We start from the raw sequence: 18,065 nt of genomic DNA on the forward strand, positions 1-18,065 counted from the left end.
GGCGTCAGTAGCCCAGCGCGCAGCCGTCCTTGCGGGGATCGCTGCCGCCGACCAGCACCCCGCGGTCATGGTCGATGTAGATCGCCTGGCCGCCGCCATGCGGCTTCGCGATGGGCACGCAGCTGTGGCCGAGCGCGTTGAGCTTGGACACGACCTCCTCCGGGATGCCGCTTTCGACCTGCACCTTGCCGTCCTCGGGGAAGAGGCGCGGCGCGTCCAGCGCGGCCTGCGGATCCATGCCGTAGTCGAACATGTTCGACAGCAGCAGCGACTGGCCCATCGGCTGGAAGTGGCCGCCCATCACGCCGAAGGGCATGACGGCCTTGCCGTCCTTCATCGCCATGGCGGGGATGATGGTGTGCATCGGCCGCTTGCCGGGCGCGATGCAGTTCGGATGGCCTTCCTGCAGGCGGAAGCCGAAGCCCCGGTTCTGCAGCATGACGCCCGACTTCTCGGCCAGGATGCCCGAGCCGTAGCTCTTGAACAGCGAGTTGATGAAGGAGCAGGCGTTGCCCTCGCTGTCCACCACGCAGAGGTAGACGGTGTCGCGGTGCTTGGGCAGCAGCGTGTCGGGCGGCGGCGGCACGGCCATGGCGTGGCCGTCCTGGATGTTGCGCGCCATGTCGTGGAGATAGGCGTCCGAGAGCAGCGTCTCGGTCGGCACGTCCACATGCGCCGGGTCGGCGATGAAGGCGTCGCGATCGCGATAGGCGAGGCGCGCGGCCTCGATGTGACGATGGAAGCGCTCGGCCGAGATGGGTTCGCCCGGCGGCGTGAAGGTCTCCAGCATGCCGAGGATCATGAGCGTCACGATACCCGAGCCGTTCGGCGGGCATTCGTAGATCTCCATGTCCTTCCAGGCGCGCTTGATCGGCTCCACGAACTCGGCGCCGCGCAGGGCGTTCGCGAAATCCTCCTCGGTATGCACGCCGCCGAGGGCGCGCAGCGAGGCGACGATATCGGCCGCCACCTCGCCCTCGTAGAAGCCGCGCGCACCCTGGGCCGCGATCTTGCGCAGCGTGGCGCCGAGCGCGGGGAAGCGCATGATGTCGCCGACGCGGGGCGCCTGGCCGTCCTTCAGGTAGTGGCGCGCTGCCGCCTCATTGGCCGCGAGCTTGCTTCGCGCATCGGCCCAGTCGGCGGCCACGCGCGGCGCCACGGCGAAGCCTTCCTCGGCGAACTTGATGGCGGGCTGCAGCAGCGCGTCCAGGCCCTTGCGGCCATGCGCCGCATTCAGCGCCTCCCAGGCCGAGACGGCGCCGGGGATGGTGACGACATGCGCGCTCGTGTCCACGAGCTGGTTGACGCCGAGGCTGCGCAGCTTCTCCGGCGTGGAGGCCGCGGCGGCGCGGCCGGAGCCGTTCATCGCATAGACCTTGCCGCTGCCGGCGGGCGTGTAGAGGCAGAAGCAGTCGCCGCCGATGCCGGTGCTCTGCGGCTCGATCACGCAAAGCACGGCGACGGCCGCGATGGCCGCGTCCAGCGCATTGCCGCCGGCCTTCATGACGTCCAGGGCCGCGAGGGTGGCGGCGGGCATCGAGGTCGCGGCCATGCCGTGCATGGAGACGGTCGGGCTGCGGCCGGGGGCGTGGAAATCCCGGTAGGGCGCATCCCTGAGGAAGCTGGGCCGCAGGGCCGGGGCGTTGATGACGTTCATGAGGGGATACTCCCGGCAGAAGCTTCGCTTGGAACGAGATTACAGCCGCATGGCCCCGGCCGACAATCAGGGCCCTGTTTACATCCTCCGGCACGCTTCCCGCTTGGCGCCGCCTCGCCCCTTCGCTAATCCCAGGACATGGCCACCACCATCACCTACGAGGATTTCGAGCAGGTCGAGATCCGCACCGGCACCGTCGTCGACGCGAAGCCCTTCCCGGAGGCGCGCAAGCCCGCGATCCAGCTCTGGATCGACTTCGGCGAGCCCATCGGGACGCGCAAGAGCTCAGCCCAGCTCACCGTCCACTACGCGCCGGACCGGCTGATCGGCCGCCAGGTGCTGGCCGTGGTCAACTTCCCCCCGCGCCAGATCGGCAAGTTCAGGAGCGAGGTCCTGGTCCTGGGCGTCCCGGACGAGAATGGCGCCGTGGTGCTGCTGAAGCCCGACATCGCCGTGCCCGATGGCGGGCGGATGTTCTGATGGCGGCGCCCCGCTACTTCACCGTCACCTGGGACCAGCTGCACCGCGACAGCAAGGCGCTGGCCTGGCGGCTGCTGGAGCTCGGGCCCTGGTCGGGCGTCGTGGCGATCACGCGCGGCGGACTGATCCCGGCCGCCATTATCGCGCGCGAGCTGGAATGCCGCGTGATCGAGACGGTCAGCATCGTCACCTACGACGAGGAGAAGCGCGGCGAGCCGGTGCTGGCCAAGCCCCCATCCGCCGCCGGCGACGGCACCGGGTGGCTCATCATCGACGACCTGGTGGACACGGGCACGACCGCCAGGGTGGTCCGCGCCCTGCTGCCCCGCGCCCATTTCGCGACCATCTACGCCAAGCCCGCCGGCAAGCCGCTGGTGGACACCTTCGTGACCGAGGTGAGCCAGGACACCTGGATCCTCTTCCCCTGGGACACGGAAGCGCAGTTCATCGCGCCGATCGCCAAATCGGCGCCCGCGGCGCGCTGATTTTTGCCCCCAGGCGCCGGGCGCGCGCCCCGGCCCGAGGCCAGGCCTCCGGCCGAAAGTCGGGCCGGCACGGCGACACACGCGACAAAACTCCGGATTGCCGCATCGTGGCGCCCCGGCCTATCGCGCCGCAGCACGAAACCTCCGGAGCTTTGCATGAGCGCCACCTCGCCCAGCCTGCCCGCGCCGCGGGCAGGTACGCCCGCCCCCATCGCCGCGATCCTGGAATCCGGTGCCTTCCGCCTCTTCGCCCGCGTCCTGCTGACTCTGCCCTTCTGGCTGAGCGGCCTCGTGAAGCTGTTCGGCTTCAGCGCCGCGGTGGGGGAGATGGCGCATTTCGGCCTGCATCCGCCCGCCCTTTTCGCCGTCGCCACCATCGTCACCCAGCTCGGCGGCTCGGCACTGGTGATCTCGGGCCGAATGGCCTGGCTCGGCGCCGGCGCCATGGGCATCTTCACCCTGCTCACCATCCCCATCGCGCACCGCTTCTGGGAACTGGAGGGCGAGATGGCGATGCTGGAGATGTTCTTCGCCATCGAGCACATGGCCGTGATCGGCGGGCTGATGCTCGCCGCCATCCTCGACCACCGAAAGTAGGCGCCTCTCCCGGCCGGCTCAGCCCACCAGGTCCACCGGCGGGTCGGCCGTGTCATCCAGGCTGGCCAGCACCTTGTCGACGCGGCGGCCGTCCATGTCCATGATCTCGAAGCGCCAGCCGGAATGGACGACGCGGTCGCCCTCCTTCGGGATGCGCTCCAGCAGGGCCAGCATCAGCCCGGCGACCGTGTGATAGCCGCCCGAGCGCGGCGGCGGCTCGAAACCCTTCAGCCGCTCCCGCAGCTCGTCCATCGCCATCATGCCGTCGAGCAGGATGGAGCCGTCATGCCGCTCCACCGCCTCGGGCCTGCCCGAGATGGGAGCGGGGCCGAGCTCGCCCACGATCGCCTCCAGCACGTCCGAGGCCGTCACTACGCCCTCGAAGCTGCCGTATTCGTCGAGCACCAGCGCCAGGCCCAGCGCGTCGGCGCGCAGCCGTTCCAGCGCGTCGAGGGCGGAGAGGCTGTCCGGCAGCACCAGGGGCTGGCGAATGGCGCGGCCGAGGTCCAGCGGCGCGCCCTCGAGCATCTGGTCCAGCAGGTCCTTCGCCGCGACCACGCCCAGCACATTGTCCACGCGCCCATCGGCCACGACGAAGCGCGTGACCGCCTCGGAGCGCAACTCGGCCGCGATGTCCTCGGACGAGGAATTGCGGTCGAGCCAGGCGACCTCGGTGCGCGGCGTCATGAGGGCGCGGACGGGGCGGTCGGCCAGGCGCAGCACGCGCTCGATCATCTGGCGCTCGTTGTGCTCGAGCGCTCCGGCCTGGGCGCCCTCGGCCACCACGGCCTTCACCTCCTCCTCGGTCACGCTCTGGTCCGGCGGCGAGTAGCGGCCGAAGAGGCGCAGGATCAGCGAGGAGGATTTCGAGAGGAACCAGATGAAGGGCGAGGTGAAACGCGCCAGCGCCGTCAGCGGCAGCGCGAGGGTCGAGGCCACCTTTTCCGGGTGGCGCAACGCCAGCTGCTTGGGCACCAGCTCGCCCAGGATCAGGTTCACATAGGTGATGGCCAGCACGACGAAGGTGAAGGCGAGCTCGTGCGCGAAGCGGGCGATGGAGGGGATCCGGGCCAGCAGGTCCCCGAGCGGCCCAGCGATGGCCGCGCCGCCGAAGACGCCGGCAAGGATGCCGACCAGCGTAATTCCCACCTGCACCGTCGGCAGGAAGCGATCCGGGTGCTCCTGCAAGGCCAGGGCGGCCGCGGCCCCCCGGCTGCCTTGCCGCTCCAGCGCCAGGAGCCGCCCCTTGCGGGAGGAAACGACGGCCAGCTCGCTCATGGCGAAGACGCCGTTCAGCAGCGTGAGCAGCAGAACGAAAAGGATTTGTACGCTGACACCCATGTCCATCCTCTAGCGGAAAGCCGCTGGATTATGAAACGCCGGAGGGCGCGGCCCGGGCGCGACTCCGATGTTTAATATTGCCTTAAAATTTAGACCGCCTTAAGAATATGGGACGACGCAGAGGAGCCGACCCGTGGCCGCCACGATCCTGACCTTCCCGCAGAAACCGGAAGACCGCCTCCGCGCCGCCCTCCGCAGCCTGGAGGCCGCGATGCGGGAGCAGCAGGAGGCCATCGGCGAATTCCGGGACAGCCTGGCTGGGCTGGGTGGCGCCATGGCCTCCGTCGAGAGCCGGCTGACGGTGTTCCAGAGCCATCTCGGCCAAGCCTCGATCCAAGCCGAGGCCGCGCGCGACATCTCGGCCAAGACCGCGGCGCTCTGAGGAGCCCATCGCCCTCGCCTATGGCATCGATCGCGATTTCTTGGATTTCCGAGTCACGAAGCCCGGGCTATCGCGAAAGGGTCACGCGCGGAGGAATGGTATGCGACTGAAGCTTCTGATTTTGGTAGCTCTTTTAGGCTGGCTCCCATCGGCACAGGGAAGGCCCCCTACTACCGGTTCCTCCAACGGCAATGGCGGCGGATGGATGAATTGCGCCAATGCCGTCACCGCCGGCTTCGAGACCCAGCCGATCAGCGGGGGCCATGCCTACTTCCTGCGGGTGCGGAACACGAGCCGGTGGGGCATCGCCTTCGTAGTCACGGTCTCGGGCTTCCCGTCTACGGTGACTCTGGTGTCGTCCAATCAGACAGGTTCGGTGCGCGTGGGCGGCGAGACCCTCATCCGCCTCGGCCAGGGGACCGCGAGTTCCATCCCGGTCGTTGTGGCCAACGGCACCAACGCCGGCAGCGGCGCGACCGTGCAGCTGGGACAGTGCTTCGGCTCGGGCTGAGCCGGCGCGCGTGCCCCAGCCGCCGCGGCACGGAGCTCGCGGCGTCGGGCACAAAAAAGCCGCCCTGAAGGGGCGGCGTGGCTTCAATCGTCCCGGTGGACCTTTTCCATCTTCTCGTGGCGCTCCTGCGCCTCGATCGACAGCGTGGCGATCGGCCGGGCCTCCAGCCGCCTAAGGCCGATCGGCTCGAAGGTTTCCTCGCAGAAGCCGTAGGTTCCCTGCGCAATCCGCTCCAGTGCCTGATCGATCTTGCTGATCAGCTTACGGGCCCGGTCCCGCGTTCGAAGCTCCAGCGCCCGGTCCGTCTCGACGCTGGCCCGGTCCGTCAGATCCGGCTCGCTGATGCCGCCTGCCGAGAGGGAGTGAAGGGTGACGCCGGCTTCCCGGAGCAACTCGTGCCGCCAGCGGAGCAGCTTCTGGCGGAAATATTCTTGTTGCAGTGCATTCATGAACTCTTCGTCGTCCGAAGGACGGTAATCCGGCGGAAGAGTAACGACCATGAGCATTTACCCTCGCCACCAGGGCGGCCGGCCCGGCGCCGGCCGCGATCCCGGGGCGGGCCGGACCATAGTTAAACGCCCATCGGCCGCCAAGAGGCGATTTCGCGGCAAATACATGGCTACCAAACGAATTTCGCGACCGTTGCACAGAGATTATGCGCGCCTCCGCATCAGCTCTATGCGGGCGCGCAGCGAGATGGCCTGAAGCACCTCGCGCAGGGATGGATCCGCCCCTGCCTCGCCCTCCGCCAGCTGCGCCAGGCGCCGCAGCCGCGCGGGATCCGCCCTGCCGGACAGGAGGGCCAGTTGCAGCGCCGAAAGCTCCTCCAGCGCTGCATTTCCCCGGCGCCGGGCCGCATCGTCGCGCTCGGCATCGGTCCAGCCGGATTGCAATCCCAGCAAGGCGCCGGAAAGGCCAGCCGCCTCCGCGGCGCCGGCCGACTCGGCGCGGCCCTCGCCCTGCCCCGTCGGGAGGCGGAAGCCCGTCGCACCCGCGGCCCGCCGCGCGCCGCCGGCCGGTGAGCCCAGCGCGCCCGGCTTGATGGGTGTCAGCATCCTCGCCCTTCCGTCGATGGCGCCGCGGCGCATTCTGCCGCCCCGGCGCCGGTGAGGCGGCAAGCCCGCCCGGCTTCCGGCAATTCCTGCCGGGATTCCTGGCCCCTGCGCTGGCACGCCTGTTGCCATTCCTCCCGCATGACATGGGGCCTCACATCTTACCGGGCGATGAAAACCCTCGCCCTGCTCGCGGGGCTTCTGCTGGCGCAGGAAGCGCCGGCGCAGTCCGTCCGCATCAAGGACATCGCCGACGTCGAGGGCGTGCGGGACAACCAGCTCGTGGGCTACGGCCTCGTCGTCGGCCTGCCCGGCACGGGCGACCGGCTCCGCAACGCGATCTTCACCCGCCAGTCGCTGATCGGCATGCTGGAGCGCCTCGGCGTCAACACCCGCGACAACGAGGCGCGGCTCGACACGCGCAACGTCGCCGCCGTGATGGTGACGGCGAACCTGCCGGCCTTCGCGCAATCGGGCAGCCGCATCGACGTCGCCGTCTCCTCCATGGGCGACGCGACTTCCCTGACCGGCGGCACGCTACTCGTCACGCCGCTGCTGGGCGCGGATGGCGCGGTCTATGCCGTGGCGCAGGGCGCGGTGGCCACGGGCGCCATCGCGGCGCGCGGCGCGGGCGCCTCGGTCGCGCGGGGCGTTCCGACGGCCGCGCGCATCTCCTCGGGGGCCATCGTGGAGCGCGCGATCCCCTACAACCTCGCGGGCCGGGACTATTTGCGCCTCTCGCTCCGCAACCCGGACTTCACCACGGCCGAGCGCATCGCCCAGGCCATCAACCGCGCCCATGGCGGCGGCACGGCGCGCGCGACGGATCCGCGCACCGTCCTGCTGGCGCTGCGGGGACGCGACCCGATGGGCTTCGTGACGGGCGTCGAGCGCCTGCGCGTGGAGCCGGACCAGGTGGCGCGCGTCATCATCGAGGAAGCCTCGGGCACCATCGTCATGGGCTCCAGCGTGCGCGTCTCCACCGTCGCCATCGCGCAGGGCAACCTCACCATCCGCATCACCGAGACGCCGCAGGTCAGCCAGCCCAACGCCTTCGCGGGCGGCACGACCACCACCGTGCCGCGCACGCAGATCGAGGTGGACGACCAGTCGGAGCGGCGCATGGGCGTGCTGCAGGGCGGCGTCACGCTCGACCAGCTCGTGCGGGGCCTGAACAGCCTGGGCGTCGGCCCGCGCGACCTCATCACGATCCTGCAGAGCGTGAAGGCCGCGGGCGCGCTCCAGGCCGAGCTGGAGGTGCGCTGATGCTCTCGCCCGTCGCGGGCGCCGCCACGGCGCAAAGCCCCGCCCGCATGCGCGAGGTGGCGCAGAGATTCGAGGCGCAGGTGCTGGCCCAGCTGCTCCAGCCCGCCTTCGACTCCGTCGCCGGCGAGAAATCCGCCTTCGGCGGCGGCGCGGCCGAGGCGCAGTGGCGCCCGATGCTGGTCGAAGCCTTCGCGGCCGGGGCCGCGCGCTCCGGCAACGGCATCGGCCTCCAGGAGATGGTGCTGGGCCAGATGATCCGCCTGCAGGAACAAGGAGAGAGAAGCAGATGATGGATGCCGTGATCGCCGCCGGGGAGCGGCTGGCCGAGGCGCTGCGGGCCGAGAACGATGCGCTCGCCGCGCTCGACCTCACGCGCGCCGCGGCCATGGCGACGCGCAAGATGCAGGCGAGCGACGCCTTCGCCGCCGCGACCGCCGCCGCCGCGCGCAACCCCACCCCCACGCCGGGCGTGACGCGCGCGGCGGCGGAAAGCCTCGCGGCCTCGCTGGCGGATCTGGGCCAGGAGAACCGGCGCCTGCTGGAGACCGCCATCGCCCTGCAGTCCCGCGTGATCGAGACGATCGCGGGCGTGGCGCGGCCGCTGACGGCCGCCCCCGGCTATGGTCGCGGCGGCCGCAGCCGCGCCCCGGCGCAAGCCGTACCGCTGACCCTGGCCACCCGCGCCTGAGATCGGGCATAACCGGCGCGCATGGATGGCGCGCAGGACGATCCCGAATGGCAGGCGCTCCTCGCGGGCAGGCCGGAGCATGCCGGTTCGCTGGCGGCGCTCTTCGCGCCCGTGCTGGCGGCACCCGGCGCGCCCGATGGCTGTCTCGTCGTGGGAAGGCTGGCGCAGACCCTGGATGGGCGCATCGCGACGGCCAGCGGCCACAGCAAATGGATCGGCGGGCCGGGCGATATCCGCCACACCCATCGGCTGCGCGCGCTTTGCGACGCGGTGATCGTCGGCGCGGGCACGGTGGTCGAGGATGACCCCCTTCTGACGACGCGCCATGTGGCCGGCCCCTCGCCGCTGCGCGTCGTGCTGGACCCCAGCCGCCGCCTGGGCGCGCAGTATCAGCTCTTCCGCGACGGGCTCCCCAGCCTGCTGGTCACCGCGAGCGACGGGCCCGCGCGCCACGGCACGGCGGAGGTGCTGCGCCTGGGCCGCGGCCCCGATGGCGGGCTGGACCTTCCCGCCCTGCTGCGCACCCTCGCCAGCCGCGGGATGCGCCGCCTCTTCGTCGAGGGCGGCGGACAGACCGTCTCGCGCTTCCTGGCCGCCGGCTGCCTGGACCGGCTGCATGTCACGGTCGCCCCCATGATCCTGGGCTCCGGCCGCCCGGCCTTCGACCTGCGCTGCGTGCAATCCATCGACGAGGGGCTGCGCTTCTGCTGGACCTGCCACGCCATCCCGCCCGACTTCCTCTTCGACATCGCGCTGAAGCGCCGGACGCCATGAGCCGCCAATGGGCCTCCGCGCTGTGGCACACCGCCCCCGGCGCCTCCGAGCTGCGCGAGGGAGAGCTGCGCGCGGCCGGCGCGAACGAGGTGCTGGTGCGCGCGCTGGCCTCCGGCATCTCACGCGGGACGGAGCGGCTGGTGCAGGGCGGGCGCGTGCCCGAGAGCCAGCACGCCGCCATGCGCTGCCCCCTGCAGGAGGGCGAGTTCTCCTTCCCCGTGAAATACGGCTACGCGATGGTGGGCGAGGTCGAGCAAGGGCCGGAGGAGTGGCTCGGCGCGCGCGTCTTCGTCCTGCATCCGCACCAGACGCGCTTCGTGGCGCCGGTCTCTCTCTGCACGAAGGTGCCCGAGAACCTGCCCAACGCCCGCGCCACGCTCGGCGCCAATATGGAGACGGCGCTCAACATCCTCTGGGATGCCGGGCCGCGCCTGGGCGAGCGCGTGATGGTGATCGGCGCCGGCGTGGTGGGGCTGCTGACGGCCTATCTCCTCGCGCGCCTGCCGGGCGCCGAGGTCACGGTGGTGGACCGCGATGCCTCCCGCGCGAAGATCGCCGCGGATTTCGGCGCGCGCTTCGCCTCCCCGGCGGATGCGCCGATCGAGCAGGAGCTGATCATCCACGCCAGCGGCAGCGAGGCGGGGCTGCGCCTCGCGCTCGAATGCGCGGGCTTCGAGGCGCGCATCCTGGAAGCGAGCTGGTTCGGTGACACGGAACCTTCGCTTCCCCTCGGCGCCGCCTTCCACCAGAAGCGGCTGCGCCTGCTCTCGACCCAGGTGGGCAGCGTCGCGGAAGCCATGCGCGGCCGCCGCAGCCATGGCCAGCGCATGGCCCTGGCCCTCTCCCTGCTGGATGATGCGCGGCTCGATGCGCTCGCCGGGCCCTTCGTGCCATTCGCGGAGCTGCCATCGGCCATGCCCGGCCTGCTCCACCCACCGGCTGGCGTGCCGCAGCCGCTCTGCCCCATCATCCTCTACGACTGACCCGCGCCAAGGATTCCCACCATGTTCAGCCTGACCGTCGTCGACCACATCATGGTCGCGCATTCCTTCCGCGGCGCCGAGTTCGGCCCGGCCCAGCGGCTGCACGGCGCGACCTTCGTGGTGGAGGCGGAGTTCCGCGCGGAGAAGCTCGACCCCCTGAACCTGCTCATCGACATCGGCCTGGCGAAAGACGAGCTGCGCAGGATCCTGAGCGCGCTCGACTACCGCAACCTGGACGAGGAACCGCAATTCGCGGCGAAGAACACGACGACGGAATTCCTCTGCCTGCATATCCACGGCCTGCTCGCCGCCGCCTGCCGCGACGGGCGCATGGGGCCGGGCGGCGACGGCGTGTGCTCCATCAAGGTCCTGCTGCGCGAGAGCCACATCGCCTGGGCCGCCTTCGAAGGCCCCCTCGCATGAAGATCGCCCTTCTCGTCCCAGCGCCCTTCGACACCGTCTCGGGCGGCTACATCTACGACCGGCGCATGGTGGAGGGGCTGCGGGGCCTCGGCCACGAGGTCCGCGTGGTGGAGCTCGCCGGCCGCCACCCGATGCCGGACGCGGCCGCCGAGGCCTCGGCGAGGGAGGCCTTCGCCGGCCTCGCGGCCAATGAGGTGCCGCTGATCGACGGGCTCGGCCTGCCCGCCTTCGCCCCCCTGGCGCCGGAGCTGGCGGCGCGGATGGCCGTCGCGCTCATCCACCACCCGACCTCGCTCGAGCCCGGCCCCGACCAGGCCGCGCTGGCCGAGCGCGAGCGCACGCTCTTCGCCGCCTGCGGGCGCTTCATCACCACCTCCGTCTATACGGCCCGCGCCATGCCGGCGCTGGGCGCCGACCGGCTGCGCATCGGCGTGATCGAGCCCGGGACGGACCCTGCCCCCCGCGCCCGCGGCTCGGCCGGGCCGGGGGCGCGCATCCTCTCGGTGGGCTCGCTCATTCCCCGCAAGGGGCATGACGTGCTGCTGCGCGCGCTGGCGAGGCTGACCGACCTCGACTGGGAGCTGCGGATCGCGGGCCCGCCGGCGGACCCGGTGCATGCCCAGGGCCTCGCCGCGCTGGCGGAGGAGCTCGGCCTCACCGCGCGGGTCAGCTTCCTCGGCTCGCTCGGCCAGGCGGAGCTGGAGGCCGAGTATACGGAGGCCGATCTCTTCGCGCTGGCCACGCATTTCGAGGGCTACGGCATGGTGGCGGCCGAGGCGCAGGCGCGCGGCCTCCCGCTCGCCCTCTGCACCGGCGGCGCGGTGGCGGACCTCGTGGGCAAGGGGGCGGCGATTCTGGCCGCGCCGGGCGACTTCAACAGCCTCTCGCGCGGGATGCGCCGGCCGCTCTTCGACACGGCGCTGCGGGCCGAGATGGCGGAAGCGAGCTGGAAGGCCGGCCAGGCCCTGCCCCGCTGGGACGACCGCGCGGCCAAGCTCGCCGCCGAGCTGGAGGTGGCCGGGCATGGCTGAGGAATTCTCCGGCGACTGGCTCGACCTGCGCGAGCCCTTCGACGCCGCCGCCCGCAACCCGGGCCTCGCCGAGGAGCTGATGGCCTTCCTGGACGAGAAGGCGCGCCCGCGCTTCCTCGACCTCGGCGCCGGGACGGGCAGCCTGACCCGCTGGCTCGGCCATTTCGTGGCGCGGCCGCATTCCTGGGTGCTGGCGGATGCGGATGCGGAGCTGATGTCCCGCGCCTTCGACACGATGATGGACGCAGCCTACGAGATCGGCTGGAAGGCGACCTGGCCGCAGAAGAAGGCACTGCTGGTCCATTCCCCGCAGGGCGCGTGGCGGATCGAGGGGATCCTGGCGAACGTCGCCACGCCTGCGACCCTGCCGCTGGACAGCGTGGACGCGGTGGTGTGCAGCGCGCTGTGCGACCTCGTCTCGGAGCGCTGGCTGCTGGAGCTCGCGAAGCTGCTGGCGCGGCGGAAGCTGCCCTTCTACGCAACGCTCAACGTCACGGGCCGCGAGCGCTTCACGCCACCGCTTCCCGGCGACGCCCTGGTGGCCCGCGGCTTCGCGCGCGACCAGCGGCGGGACAAGGGCTTCGGCGGCATGGCGCTCGGCCCGGCCGCGCCTGAGGCCATCGCCCGCATCTTCGGCGAGCACGGCTACCGCGTGATGAAGGCCCCCAGCCCCTGGATCGTCCCGCGCCAGGAGGACGAGATGGCGCGCGAGCTGGCGCTCGGCCACGCCGAGGCGGCGCTCGCGCATGAGAAGCGCGAGGCCTGGAAGATCGAGCACTGGGCGGAAGTCCGGGCGGAGCAGGCGGAGGCCGGCGCGCTCTCCGTGCGCGTCGACCACCAGGACGTGCTCTGCCTGCCGGGGTGACATCCTAACGGCCCGAGGCCAAGCCTCGGGCCGCGAGCGTCCGTCGAGAGCCGGATGCCCTCAACCCAGCGACGTCACCTCCATCGGCGACGGCAGCCAGGTGTAGCCCTCGCCCGCCTTCACCACGTGCCCCAGCCCCGGCCAGGGGAAGTGGTAGGAGAGGATCTGCGTGCGGTCCGTTGCGAAGCGCTCCAGCGCGCGCGACCGCGTCTGGGCCGATTGCTTGGGATCGGTGTCGAAGGAGAATTCCCAGAGCGGCCGCTGCAGCAGCAGCACCTGGTGGTGCGCCAGGTCGCCGGTATTGACCACCGTCTGGTTGCCCGAGGTGACCGCGTAGATCGTGTGGCCGACCGTATGGCCGGGCGCAGCCATGGCCTGGATGCCCGGAACGACCTCCTGCCCGTCTCGCACCATGACCAGCCGGTCGCGATAGGCGTTGAGGTTCTTGGTGGCGCCGTCGATGAAGGCCGTCATGAACTCCGGCCCGCGCTTGTTGGCGGGGTCGGTCCAGAAGCGCAGGTCGGCCTCCGTCACCGCCACCTGGGCATTGGGGAAGTTGCGGTTGCCCTGGGCATCGACCAGCGCCCAGCAATGGTCGCAATGGGCGTGGGTCAGGATGACCATGTCGATCTGCGAGGGCTCGATGCCCGCCGCGCGCATGTTCCGCAGCAGGCGTCCCGTGGTGGGCCCGAACATCTGGCTGGCCGCGCCCATGCTCTCGCCCATGCCGGTGTCGAACAGCACCAGCTGGCGTCCCGTGTTCACGATCAGCGCATTCTGCTCGAGGTTGGCCTCGTTCACCGGCAGGAAGTTGGACCGCATCAGGTCCGCGATCTCCTGGGGCGGAGAGGCCGGAAAGGCCGGCGCGGGCTGGCCGAGCGGCAGGCGCCCGTCGGAAACGACGGTGGCCTCGAACTGGCCGATCCTGAAGCGGTACCAGGCGGGCGGCAGGTCGTTTCGGAAGGGCGCGGCGGCCTCGGACAGGGACGGCAACAGGGTGGCGGCCGCAAGGCCGCCGCCCGCGCCGAGCAGGGCACGACGAGGGAAAAGCATGTTCTTGGATCCTCCTTCGCGCGGCCGCTCTCCGGCAGCCGCGGAAAAACGATACCACTTTGCAACCAGGAGATGCAGAAACTTTGGCATATCTTTCGGGGGTTGCGCGGCCGCCAGGAAAAAGCAGCGGCATCAAGCCCGGAAAGCGGATTGCCTTCGGGGCCAAGGCATGGGTTCATTCGGGCCAGGCCCGCACCCCTCACGCATGGAGAGCCCCATGGACAGCGTCACCGACGCCCCAGCCGAAGTCTACGCCGAGCAGCGCCGCCAGGCGCGCATCGACATGGCGGCCGCCCACCGCATCGCCGTGGTGCACGACTTCCACGAGGCCGTGGACAACCACTTCACCCTGCGCGTGCCGGGCCGCCCGAACCGCTACTACCTGAACCGCTTCGGCCTGCACTGGTCCGAGGTGACGGCGAGCAACCTCATCGAGATCGACTACGACGGCAATGTCGTGGAGGGCGAAGGCCCGGCCGACCGCAGCGCCATCTGCATCCACACGCCGATCCACGAGATCGCGAATGTCGAATGCGTGCTGCACACCCACATGCCCTATGTCACCGCGCTGTCGCAGCTCGAGGACATGACCATCGAGATGACGGGCCAGGGCGCGCTGCAGTTCAACGACCGCGTCGCCTACGACTACGACTACAACGGCTTCGCGCACGAGCACGAGGAGGGCGAGCGCATGGCGAGGCTGATGGATGGCAAGCCCATCCTGATGCTGGCCAACCACGGCGTGGTCGTCACCGGCAAGACGGTGGCCCAGGCCTATCACCGCCTCTACTTCATCGAGCGCGCCTGCCGCACGCAGCTCTTCACCATGTGGACCGGCCAGCGCCGCCGCTTTGTGAAGCCGGAGATCCTCGCCAAGATCCAGGAGCAGGCCACCTGGAAGGACCCGACCATGAAAATGAGCGGGGCCGAGTACCACTTCGCGGCGCTGAAGCGCCTGCTCGACAAGAGCCAGCCCGACTACGCCGACTGAGGCGGGATCGGCGGGCGCCCGTTCAGGCGTCGCCCGCGGCCGCCAGCCGTGCCAGCACGGACCGCGACGGCGCGAAGAAGGTCGCGCCGGTCTGCGCCGTGGAGAAATCGAGAAGCCGGTCGTAGGCCCCCGGCGGCTCGCCGACGAACATGCGCCGGAGCATTTTCTCGATCACCCAGAGGCGGCGCGAATAGCCGATGAAATAGGTTCCGAACTCGCCTCGCCCGGCGCTGCCGAAGGGCATGTTGTCGCGCAGGATGTCATGCTCGACGCCGTGCTCGTCCTCGATGGTGGCGAGGCTCTTGTGCGACTTGCGCTCGGCCTTGTCGTCGTCGATCTCGATGTTGTCGACCTTGGTGCGGCCGATGATCCGCTCCTGCTCCTCGGCGCGAAGTGCCTTCCACGCGGCAAGGTCGTGCAGGTACTTCTGCGTGACGACATAGCTGCCGCCGGCGAAGCGCGGATCCTCCTCGCCCACCAGCGCCGCCTCCGGGATGTCCTGCCCGACCGGGTTCGCGGTCCCGTCGACGAAGCCCAGCAGGTCCCTCGCATCGAAGTAGCGGAAGCCCGAGGTCTCATCGACGAGGCGCACCGAGTCGCCGAGCGCGTCGAGCAGCAGCTTCTCCAGCTCGAAGCAGAAATCGAAACGCTCCGCCCGGATATGAAAGAGAAGGTCTCCGGGCGTCGAGGGCGCCCGGTGCGCCGCGCCTTCGATCGCGGCGAAGGGCCTGAGCTCCGCCGGCCGGCCGGACGGGTCGAGCCGGTCCCATAGCGCCGAGCCGATCGCCGCGATGCAGGACAGCTTGCCCTCCAGGTCGCGGAAGCCCACGGTCTTCAGAAGGTCGTCGAGCCCACCGAGCGCGGAGCGGACGCTGGCCGTGGCCTCGTCCCCGGCAGCCACTTCGAGGACCAGGAAGATGGCGGCGCGCGACAGCGGTGCCTCGATGCTCTGGGCGTCGATAGGCACGCGATCCCAAGCCTGGCCAGCCATATCCCACCCCGCTCCTGTCACCCGCCCATCATGGCAAGGTCGCGCGGGGGTTTCTAGCTCCCGGCGCGGATCGAAGCAGCGCGGATCACCTCGCCCCAGACCCGCCGGTCATGGGCGATTTCCTCGCGATAGGCGGCGGCGGTACCGTTCATCGGCAGCACCTGCCGGTCCTCCAGCCGCCGCCGGAAGGCCTGGTCGTTCATGACGCGATTGATCTCGGCATTCCAGAAGCCGATCCAGCCCGGCGGCGTGGCGGCCGCCATGACCAGCCCATAACCGACATCCCCCGTGAAGCCCGGCAGGATCTCGCGCGCCAGCGGCACGTCCGGCAGGGTCGGGTTGCGCTCCGTCGAGACGAAGACAATGGGACGCAGCCGCCCGTCGCGGATGAAGGGCAGCGATTCCGGCAGCAGCGAGAAATAGAGGTCCGCATTGCCTGCCAGGATGTCCAGCAGCGCGGGCGTGCCGCCCCGGTACTGGATCTGCTCCATGGCGAAGCCGCCCTCGTGGCCCAGCCGCGCCGCCAGCAGGTGCGTCTGCCCGCCCAGGCCCGAATTGCCGATGTTGAGCTTGCCCGGATGGGCCCGGCCATAGGCGATGAGCTCGGGCAGCGTGCGGTAGGGCGCGTCCGGCCGGCCCACCAGCACCATGGGCACGCGGATCAGGCTCGTGACGGGCACGAGGTCGCGGTCCGTGTCCATCGGCATGGTGAAGCCGGGCAGGACGGGCGCGGTGGCCAGGATCGCGGTGGCCGAGAGCGCCAGCGTGTGGCCGTCCGGCGCGGCGGCTGCCGCCTGCATGGCGATGAAGGTGCCGCCGCCGCTGCGGTTCTCCACCACGGCGTTGCGGCCGTTCAGCCGCGGCGCCAGCGCCTCGGCCAGCATGCGGCCCAAGAGGTCCACGGTGCCGCCGGGGGCGAAAGGCACGATGATGCGGACATCGCGGGTCACCGTCTCGGCCCAGGCCGGCCCGGCCAGCGAGAGTGCGACGAGGGCAAGGACCAGGCGGCGAAGGCGCATGCGGCATCTCCCGGCTCCGGGAAACTGGGAGGTTAGGCGCCCCATGCCGCACCGCAACAATGAATCGCTCATTGACCTGGCGGATTCCGGAATCCTGCACCGACGCGCCCGCCGATGCGCCAGACTGCCCGATATCAGGGCTGTCCCGCGGCTTCCGGCTCGGGGCGCTCGGCGCTACCAATGCGGCCGTGAACACCCCCGCCGATCGCGAGGCGCGCCTCGCCGCCGCCCTCCGCGCCAACCTCCGCCGCCGCAAGGCGCAGGCGCGGGGCCGCGAGGATGCGCGCGCGGCGGAGCAGCCCGGCGGCCCGTCCGATGGACGACCCGCCCCCGAAGAAGCTAGACCAGCCTCCCCCGAGGATGCCGGAAACCGGAAAGACCGCTGAATGCCGATCATGCCCGACCACTGGATCCGCCGTATGGCGACGGAACAGGGCATGATCTCGCCCTTCGTGGAGGCGCAGAAGCGCGAGGGCGTGATTTCCTTCGGTCTCTCCTCCTACGGCTACGACGCGCGGGCGGCCGACGAGTTCAAGGTCTTCACCAATGTCGACAACGCGGTGGTGGACCCCAAGGCCTTCTCGGACACGGGCTTCGTCACCCGCAAGGGGCCGGTCTGCATCATCCCGCCCAACTCCTTCATCCTGACCCACACCGTCGAGGTCTTCCGGATCCCGCGCGACGTGCTGGTGATCTGCCTGGGCAAGTCCACCTATGCCCGCTGCGGGCTGATCGTGAACGTCACGCCGCTGGAGCCGGAATGGGAGGGCCAGGTGACGATCGAGATCAGCAACACCACCCCGCTGCCCGCCAAGGTCTACGCCAATGAGGGGATCTGCCAGTTCCTGTTCCTCCAGGGCGAAAGCGCGCCCGAGGTGAGCTACGCGGACCGCGCGGGCAAGTACATGGGCCAGCGCGGGGTCGCGCTGCCGAAGCTTTAGGGCCGTTCCCCCCGCCCCGCGGGCTGCTAGGCTCGCGGAAAGATCCGAGGGGGGATGCGATGCGCAAGCTTGTGGGTGGACCGGCCATGCTGATGGCCGGAATGGTCCTCGGCGCGGTGGGGGCGAGCTGGGCCGCGCCGGTCATCGGCTGGGGCGGCCAGGCGGTGTTTCTCGGACGGGCGGACAGCGTTCAGATCATCTGCGGCACGGAACGCGAGGGCGCGGACCGCGCGCTGGCCCTGCAGGTCCGGGCGAGCGGCGGCACCGGAACGGCCAGCTGCCAGCAGACCGGGGCCGCCGGCGGGAGCGGCGGAAGCGGCGGCGCGGGGGTCTTCTTCGGGTCGGGCGGCGTCGGCGGCACGGGCAGCTTTGGCGGGTCGGGCGGAACCGGCGGGTCGGGCGGAACCGGCGGCTCGGGCGGGGCCACCGGATCGGGCGGGGTTGGCGGCCGGGGCGGCGCCGGAGGCTCCAGCCCCTGAGGGGCGCCCCTCCCGAACCGCCCAGACCCACCCATGCGGCCCGCGCGGTTGTCTTG

Annotated in this window: 24 protein-coding genes; 17 read left to right on the forward strand and 7 right to left on the reverse strand. The window is 70.8% G+C overall.

Features of this window, described 5'->3' with window-relative positions:
- Positions 1–4: 4 nt before the first annotated feature.
- On the reverse strand, positions 5–1,657 hold the full coding sequence (locus WJM96_RS12080; protein WP_424812740.1) for a gamma-glutamyltransferase family protein: 1,653 nt from the start codon (positions 1,655–1,657) through the stop codon (positions 5–7).
- A 138-nt stretch (positions 1,658–1,795) separates the two neighbouring features.
- Here WJM96_RS12080 and WJM96_RS12085 point away from each other — a divergent pair, with 138 nt between their 5' ends.
- The 3 genes from WJM96_RS12085 to WJM96_RS12095 all read left to right on the forward strand — a co-directional run bounded on the left by WJM96_RS12085 (position 1,796) and on the right by WJM96_RS12095 (position 3,219).
- Positions 1,796–2,137, forward strand: coding sequence for a tRNA-binding protein (locus WJM96_RS12085; protein ID WP_424812741.1), 342 nt, complete (start codon positions 1,796–1,798; stop codon positions 2,135–2,137).
- Positions 2,137–2,622, forward strand: a complete 486-nt coding sequence (gene gpt / locus WJM96_RS12090) for a xanthine phosphoribosyltransferase (RefSeq protein ID WP_424812742.1) — start codon at positions 2,137–2,139, stop codon at positions 2,620–2,622. Before WJM96_RS12085 ends, gpt begins: the two co-directional genes overlap by 1 nt.
- A 156-nt stretch (positions 2,623–2,778) precedes the next feature.
- Entirely contained in the window at positions 2,779–3,219 is a 441-nt protein-coding gene (locus tag WJM96_RS12095; RefSeq protein ID WP_424812743.1) for a DoxX family protein, read from the forward strand.
- An 18-nt stretch (positions 3,220–3,237) separates the two neighbouring features.
- On the opposite strand, the gene WJM96_RS12100 is transcribed toward WJM96_RS12095, so the two are convergent.
- A complete protein-coding gene (locus WJM96_RS12100; protein WP_424812744.1) occupies positions 3,238–4,560 on the reverse strand; it encodes a hemolysin family protein in 1,323 nt (440 codons plus the stop codon).
- 133 nt (positions 4,561–4,693) lie between these two features.
- On the opposite strand from WJM96_RS12100, the gene WJM96_RS12105 reads away from it, so the two are divergent.
- Both WJM96_RS12105 and WJM96_RS12110 read left to right on the forward strand, forming a co-directional pair.
- The gene (locus WJM96_RS12105) at positions 4,694–4,942 is read left to right on the forward strand and encodes a hypothetical protein (RefSeq protein ID WP_424812745.1); all 249 of its coding nucleotides are present in this window, start codon (positions 4,694–4,696) and stop codon (positions 4,940–4,942) included.
- 205 nt (positions 4,943–5,147) lie between these two features.
- The gene (locus WJM96_RS12110; protein WP_424812746.1) at positions 5,148–5,453 is read left to right on the forward strand and encodes a hypothetical protein; all 306 of its coding nucleotides are present in this window, start codon (positions 5,148–5,150) and stop codon (positions 5,451–5,453) included.
- A gap of 83 nt (positions 5,454–5,536) precedes the next feature.
- Here the strand turns inward: WJM96_RS12110 and dksA are convergent, their stop codons facing one another.
- Together dksA and WJM96_RS12120 are read right to left on the reverse strand one after the other, a co-directional pair.
- On the reverse strand, positions 5,537–5,953 hold the full coding sequence (dksA, locus tag WJM96_RS12115) for an RNA polymerase-binding protein DksA (RefSeq protein ID WP_424813098.1): 417 nt from the start codon (positions 5,951–5,953) through the stop codon (positions 5,537–5,539).
- Positions 5,954–6,106: 153 nt separating this feature from the next.
- On the reverse strand, positions 6,107–6,508 hold the full coding sequence (locus tag WJM96_RS12120; RefSeq protein WP_424812747.1) for a flagellar assembly protein FliX: 402 nt from the start codon (positions 6,506–6,508) through the stop codon (positions 6,107–6,109).
- 168 nt (positions 6,509–6,676) lie between these two features.
- On the opposite strand from WJM96_RS12120, the gene WJM96_RS12125 reads away from it, so the two are divergent.
- From WJM96_RS12125 to WJM96_RS12160, 8 genes are read left to right on the forward strand one after another with little or no spacing between them, the layout of a single operon-like run.
- A complete protein-coding gene (locus WJM96_RS12125) occupies positions 6,677–7,771 on the forward strand; it encodes a flagellar basal body P-ring protein FlgI (RefSeq protein WP_424812748.1) in 1,095 nt (364 codons plus the stop codon).
- A complete protein-coding gene (locus WJM96_RS12130) occupies positions 7,771–8,061 on the forward strand; it encodes a rod-binding protein (RefSeq protein WP_424812749.1) in 291 nt (96 codons plus the stop codon). Before WJM96_RS12125 ends, WJM96_RS12130 begins: the two co-directional genes overlap by 1 nt.
- On the forward strand, positions 8,058–8,459 hold the full coding sequence (locus tag WJM96_RS12135; RefSeq protein WP_424812750.1) for a hypothetical protein: 402 nt from the start codon (positions 8,058–8,060) through the stop codon (positions 8,457–8,459). Before WJM96_RS12130 ends, WJM96_RS12135 begins: the two co-directional genes overlap by 4 nt.
- A 21-nt stretch (positions 8,460–8,480) precedes the next feature.
- A complete protein-coding gene (locus WJM96_RS12140; RefSeq protein ID WP_424812751.1) occupies positions 8,481–9,233 on the forward strand; it encodes a RibD family protein in 753 nt (250 codons plus the stop codon).
- Positions 9,230–10,216 carry a zinc-dependent alcohol dehydrogenase gene (locus tag WJM96_RS12145; RefSeq protein WP_424812752.1) on the forward strand — a complete coding sequence of 329 codons (987 nt, stop codon included), beginning with the start codon at positions 9,230–9,232 and terminating at the stop codon, positions 10,214–10,216. Before WJM96_RS12140 ends, WJM96_RS12145 begins: the two co-directional genes overlap by 4 nt.
- A gap of 21 nt (positions 10,217–10,237) precedes the next feature.
- Positions 10,238–10,639 carry a 6-pyruvoyl trahydropterin synthase family protein gene (locus WJM96_RS12150; RefSeq protein WP_424812753.1) on the forward strand — a complete coding sequence of 134 codons (402 nt, stop codon included), beginning with the start codon at positions 10,238–10,240 and terminating at the stop codon, positions 10,637–10,639.
- Complete coding sequence (locus tag WJM96_RS12155) at positions 10,636–11,670, forward strand: glycosyltransferase family 4 protein (protein ID WP_424812754.1); 1,035 nt, start codon at positions 10,636–10,638, stop codon at positions 11,668–11,670. Before WJM96_RS12150 ends, WJM96_RS12155 begins: the two co-directional genes overlap by 4 nt.
- Complete coding sequence (locus WJM96_RS12160; protein WP_424812755.1) at positions 11,663–12,535, forward strand: class I SAM-dependent methyltransferase; 873 nt, start codon at positions 11,663–11,665, stop codon at positions 12,533–12,535. Before WJM96_RS12155 ends, WJM96_RS12160 begins: the two co-directional genes overlap by 8 nt.
- Before the next feature lie 60 nt (positions 12,536–12,595).
- Here the strand turns inward: WJM96_RS12160 and WJM96_RS12165 are convergent, their stop codons facing one another.
- Positions 12,596–13,588 (reverse strand): MBL fold metallo-hydrolase, encoded by a 993-nt coding sequence (locus tag WJM96_RS12165; RefSeq protein WP_424812756.1) that lies wholly within the window; start codon positions 13,586–13,588, stop codon positions 12,596–12,598.
- 217 nt (positions 13,589–13,805) lie between these two features.
- On the opposite strand from WJM96_RS12165, the gene WJM96_RS12170 reads away from it, so the two are divergent.
- Complete coding sequence (locus WJM96_RS12170) at positions 13,806–14,579, forward strand: class II aldolase/adducin family protein (protein WP_424812757.1); 774 nt, start codon at positions 13,806–13,808, stop codon at positions 14,577–14,579.
- A gap of 22 nt (positions 14,580–14,601) precedes the next feature.
- Here the strand turns inward: WJM96_RS12170 and WJM96_RS12175 are convergent, their stop codons facing one another.
- On the reverse strand, positions 14,602–15,570 hold the full coding sequence (locus WJM96_RS12175; protein ID WP_424812758.1) for a Dyp-type peroxidase: 969 nt from the start codon (positions 15,568–15,570) through the stop codon (positions 14,602–14,604).
- 53 nt (positions 15,571–15,623) lie between these two features.
- Entirely contained in the window at positions 15,624–16,589 is a 966-nt protein-coding gene (locus tag WJM96_RS12180; protein ID WP_424812759.1) for a Bug family tripartite tricarboxylate transporter substrate binding protein, read from the reverse strand.
- Between the two features lie 59 nt (positions 16,590–16,648).
- Between WJM96_RS12180 and WJM96_RS12185 the strand changes: the two genes are divergently transcribed.
- From WJM96_RS12185 to WJM96_RS12195, 3 genes are read left to right on the forward strand one after another with little or no spacing between them, the layout of a single operon-like run.
- Entirely contained in the window at positions 16,649–16,975 is a 327-nt protein-coding gene (locus WJM96_RS12185) for a hypothetical protein (protein ID WP_424812760.1), read from the forward strand.
- Entirely contained in the window at positions 16,976–17,530 is a 555-nt protein-coding gene (gene dcd, locus WJM96_RS12190; RefSeq protein WP_424812761.1) for a dCTP deaminase, read from the forward strand.
- Positions 17,531–17,589: 59 nt separating this feature from the next.
- On the forward strand, positions 17,590–18,009 hold the full coding sequence (locus WJM96_RS12195; protein WP_424812762.1) for a hypothetical protein: 420 nt from the start codon (positions 17,590–17,592) through the stop codon (positions 18,007–18,009).
- Positions 18,010–18,065: the final 56 nt, after the last annotated feature.

Source organism: Roseococcus sp. YIM B11640, assembly GCF_049727625.1.
In the GTDB taxonomy this organism is placed as follows: domain Bacteria; phylum Pseudomonadota; class Alphaproteobacteria; order Acetobacterales; family Acetobacteraceae; genus Roseococcus.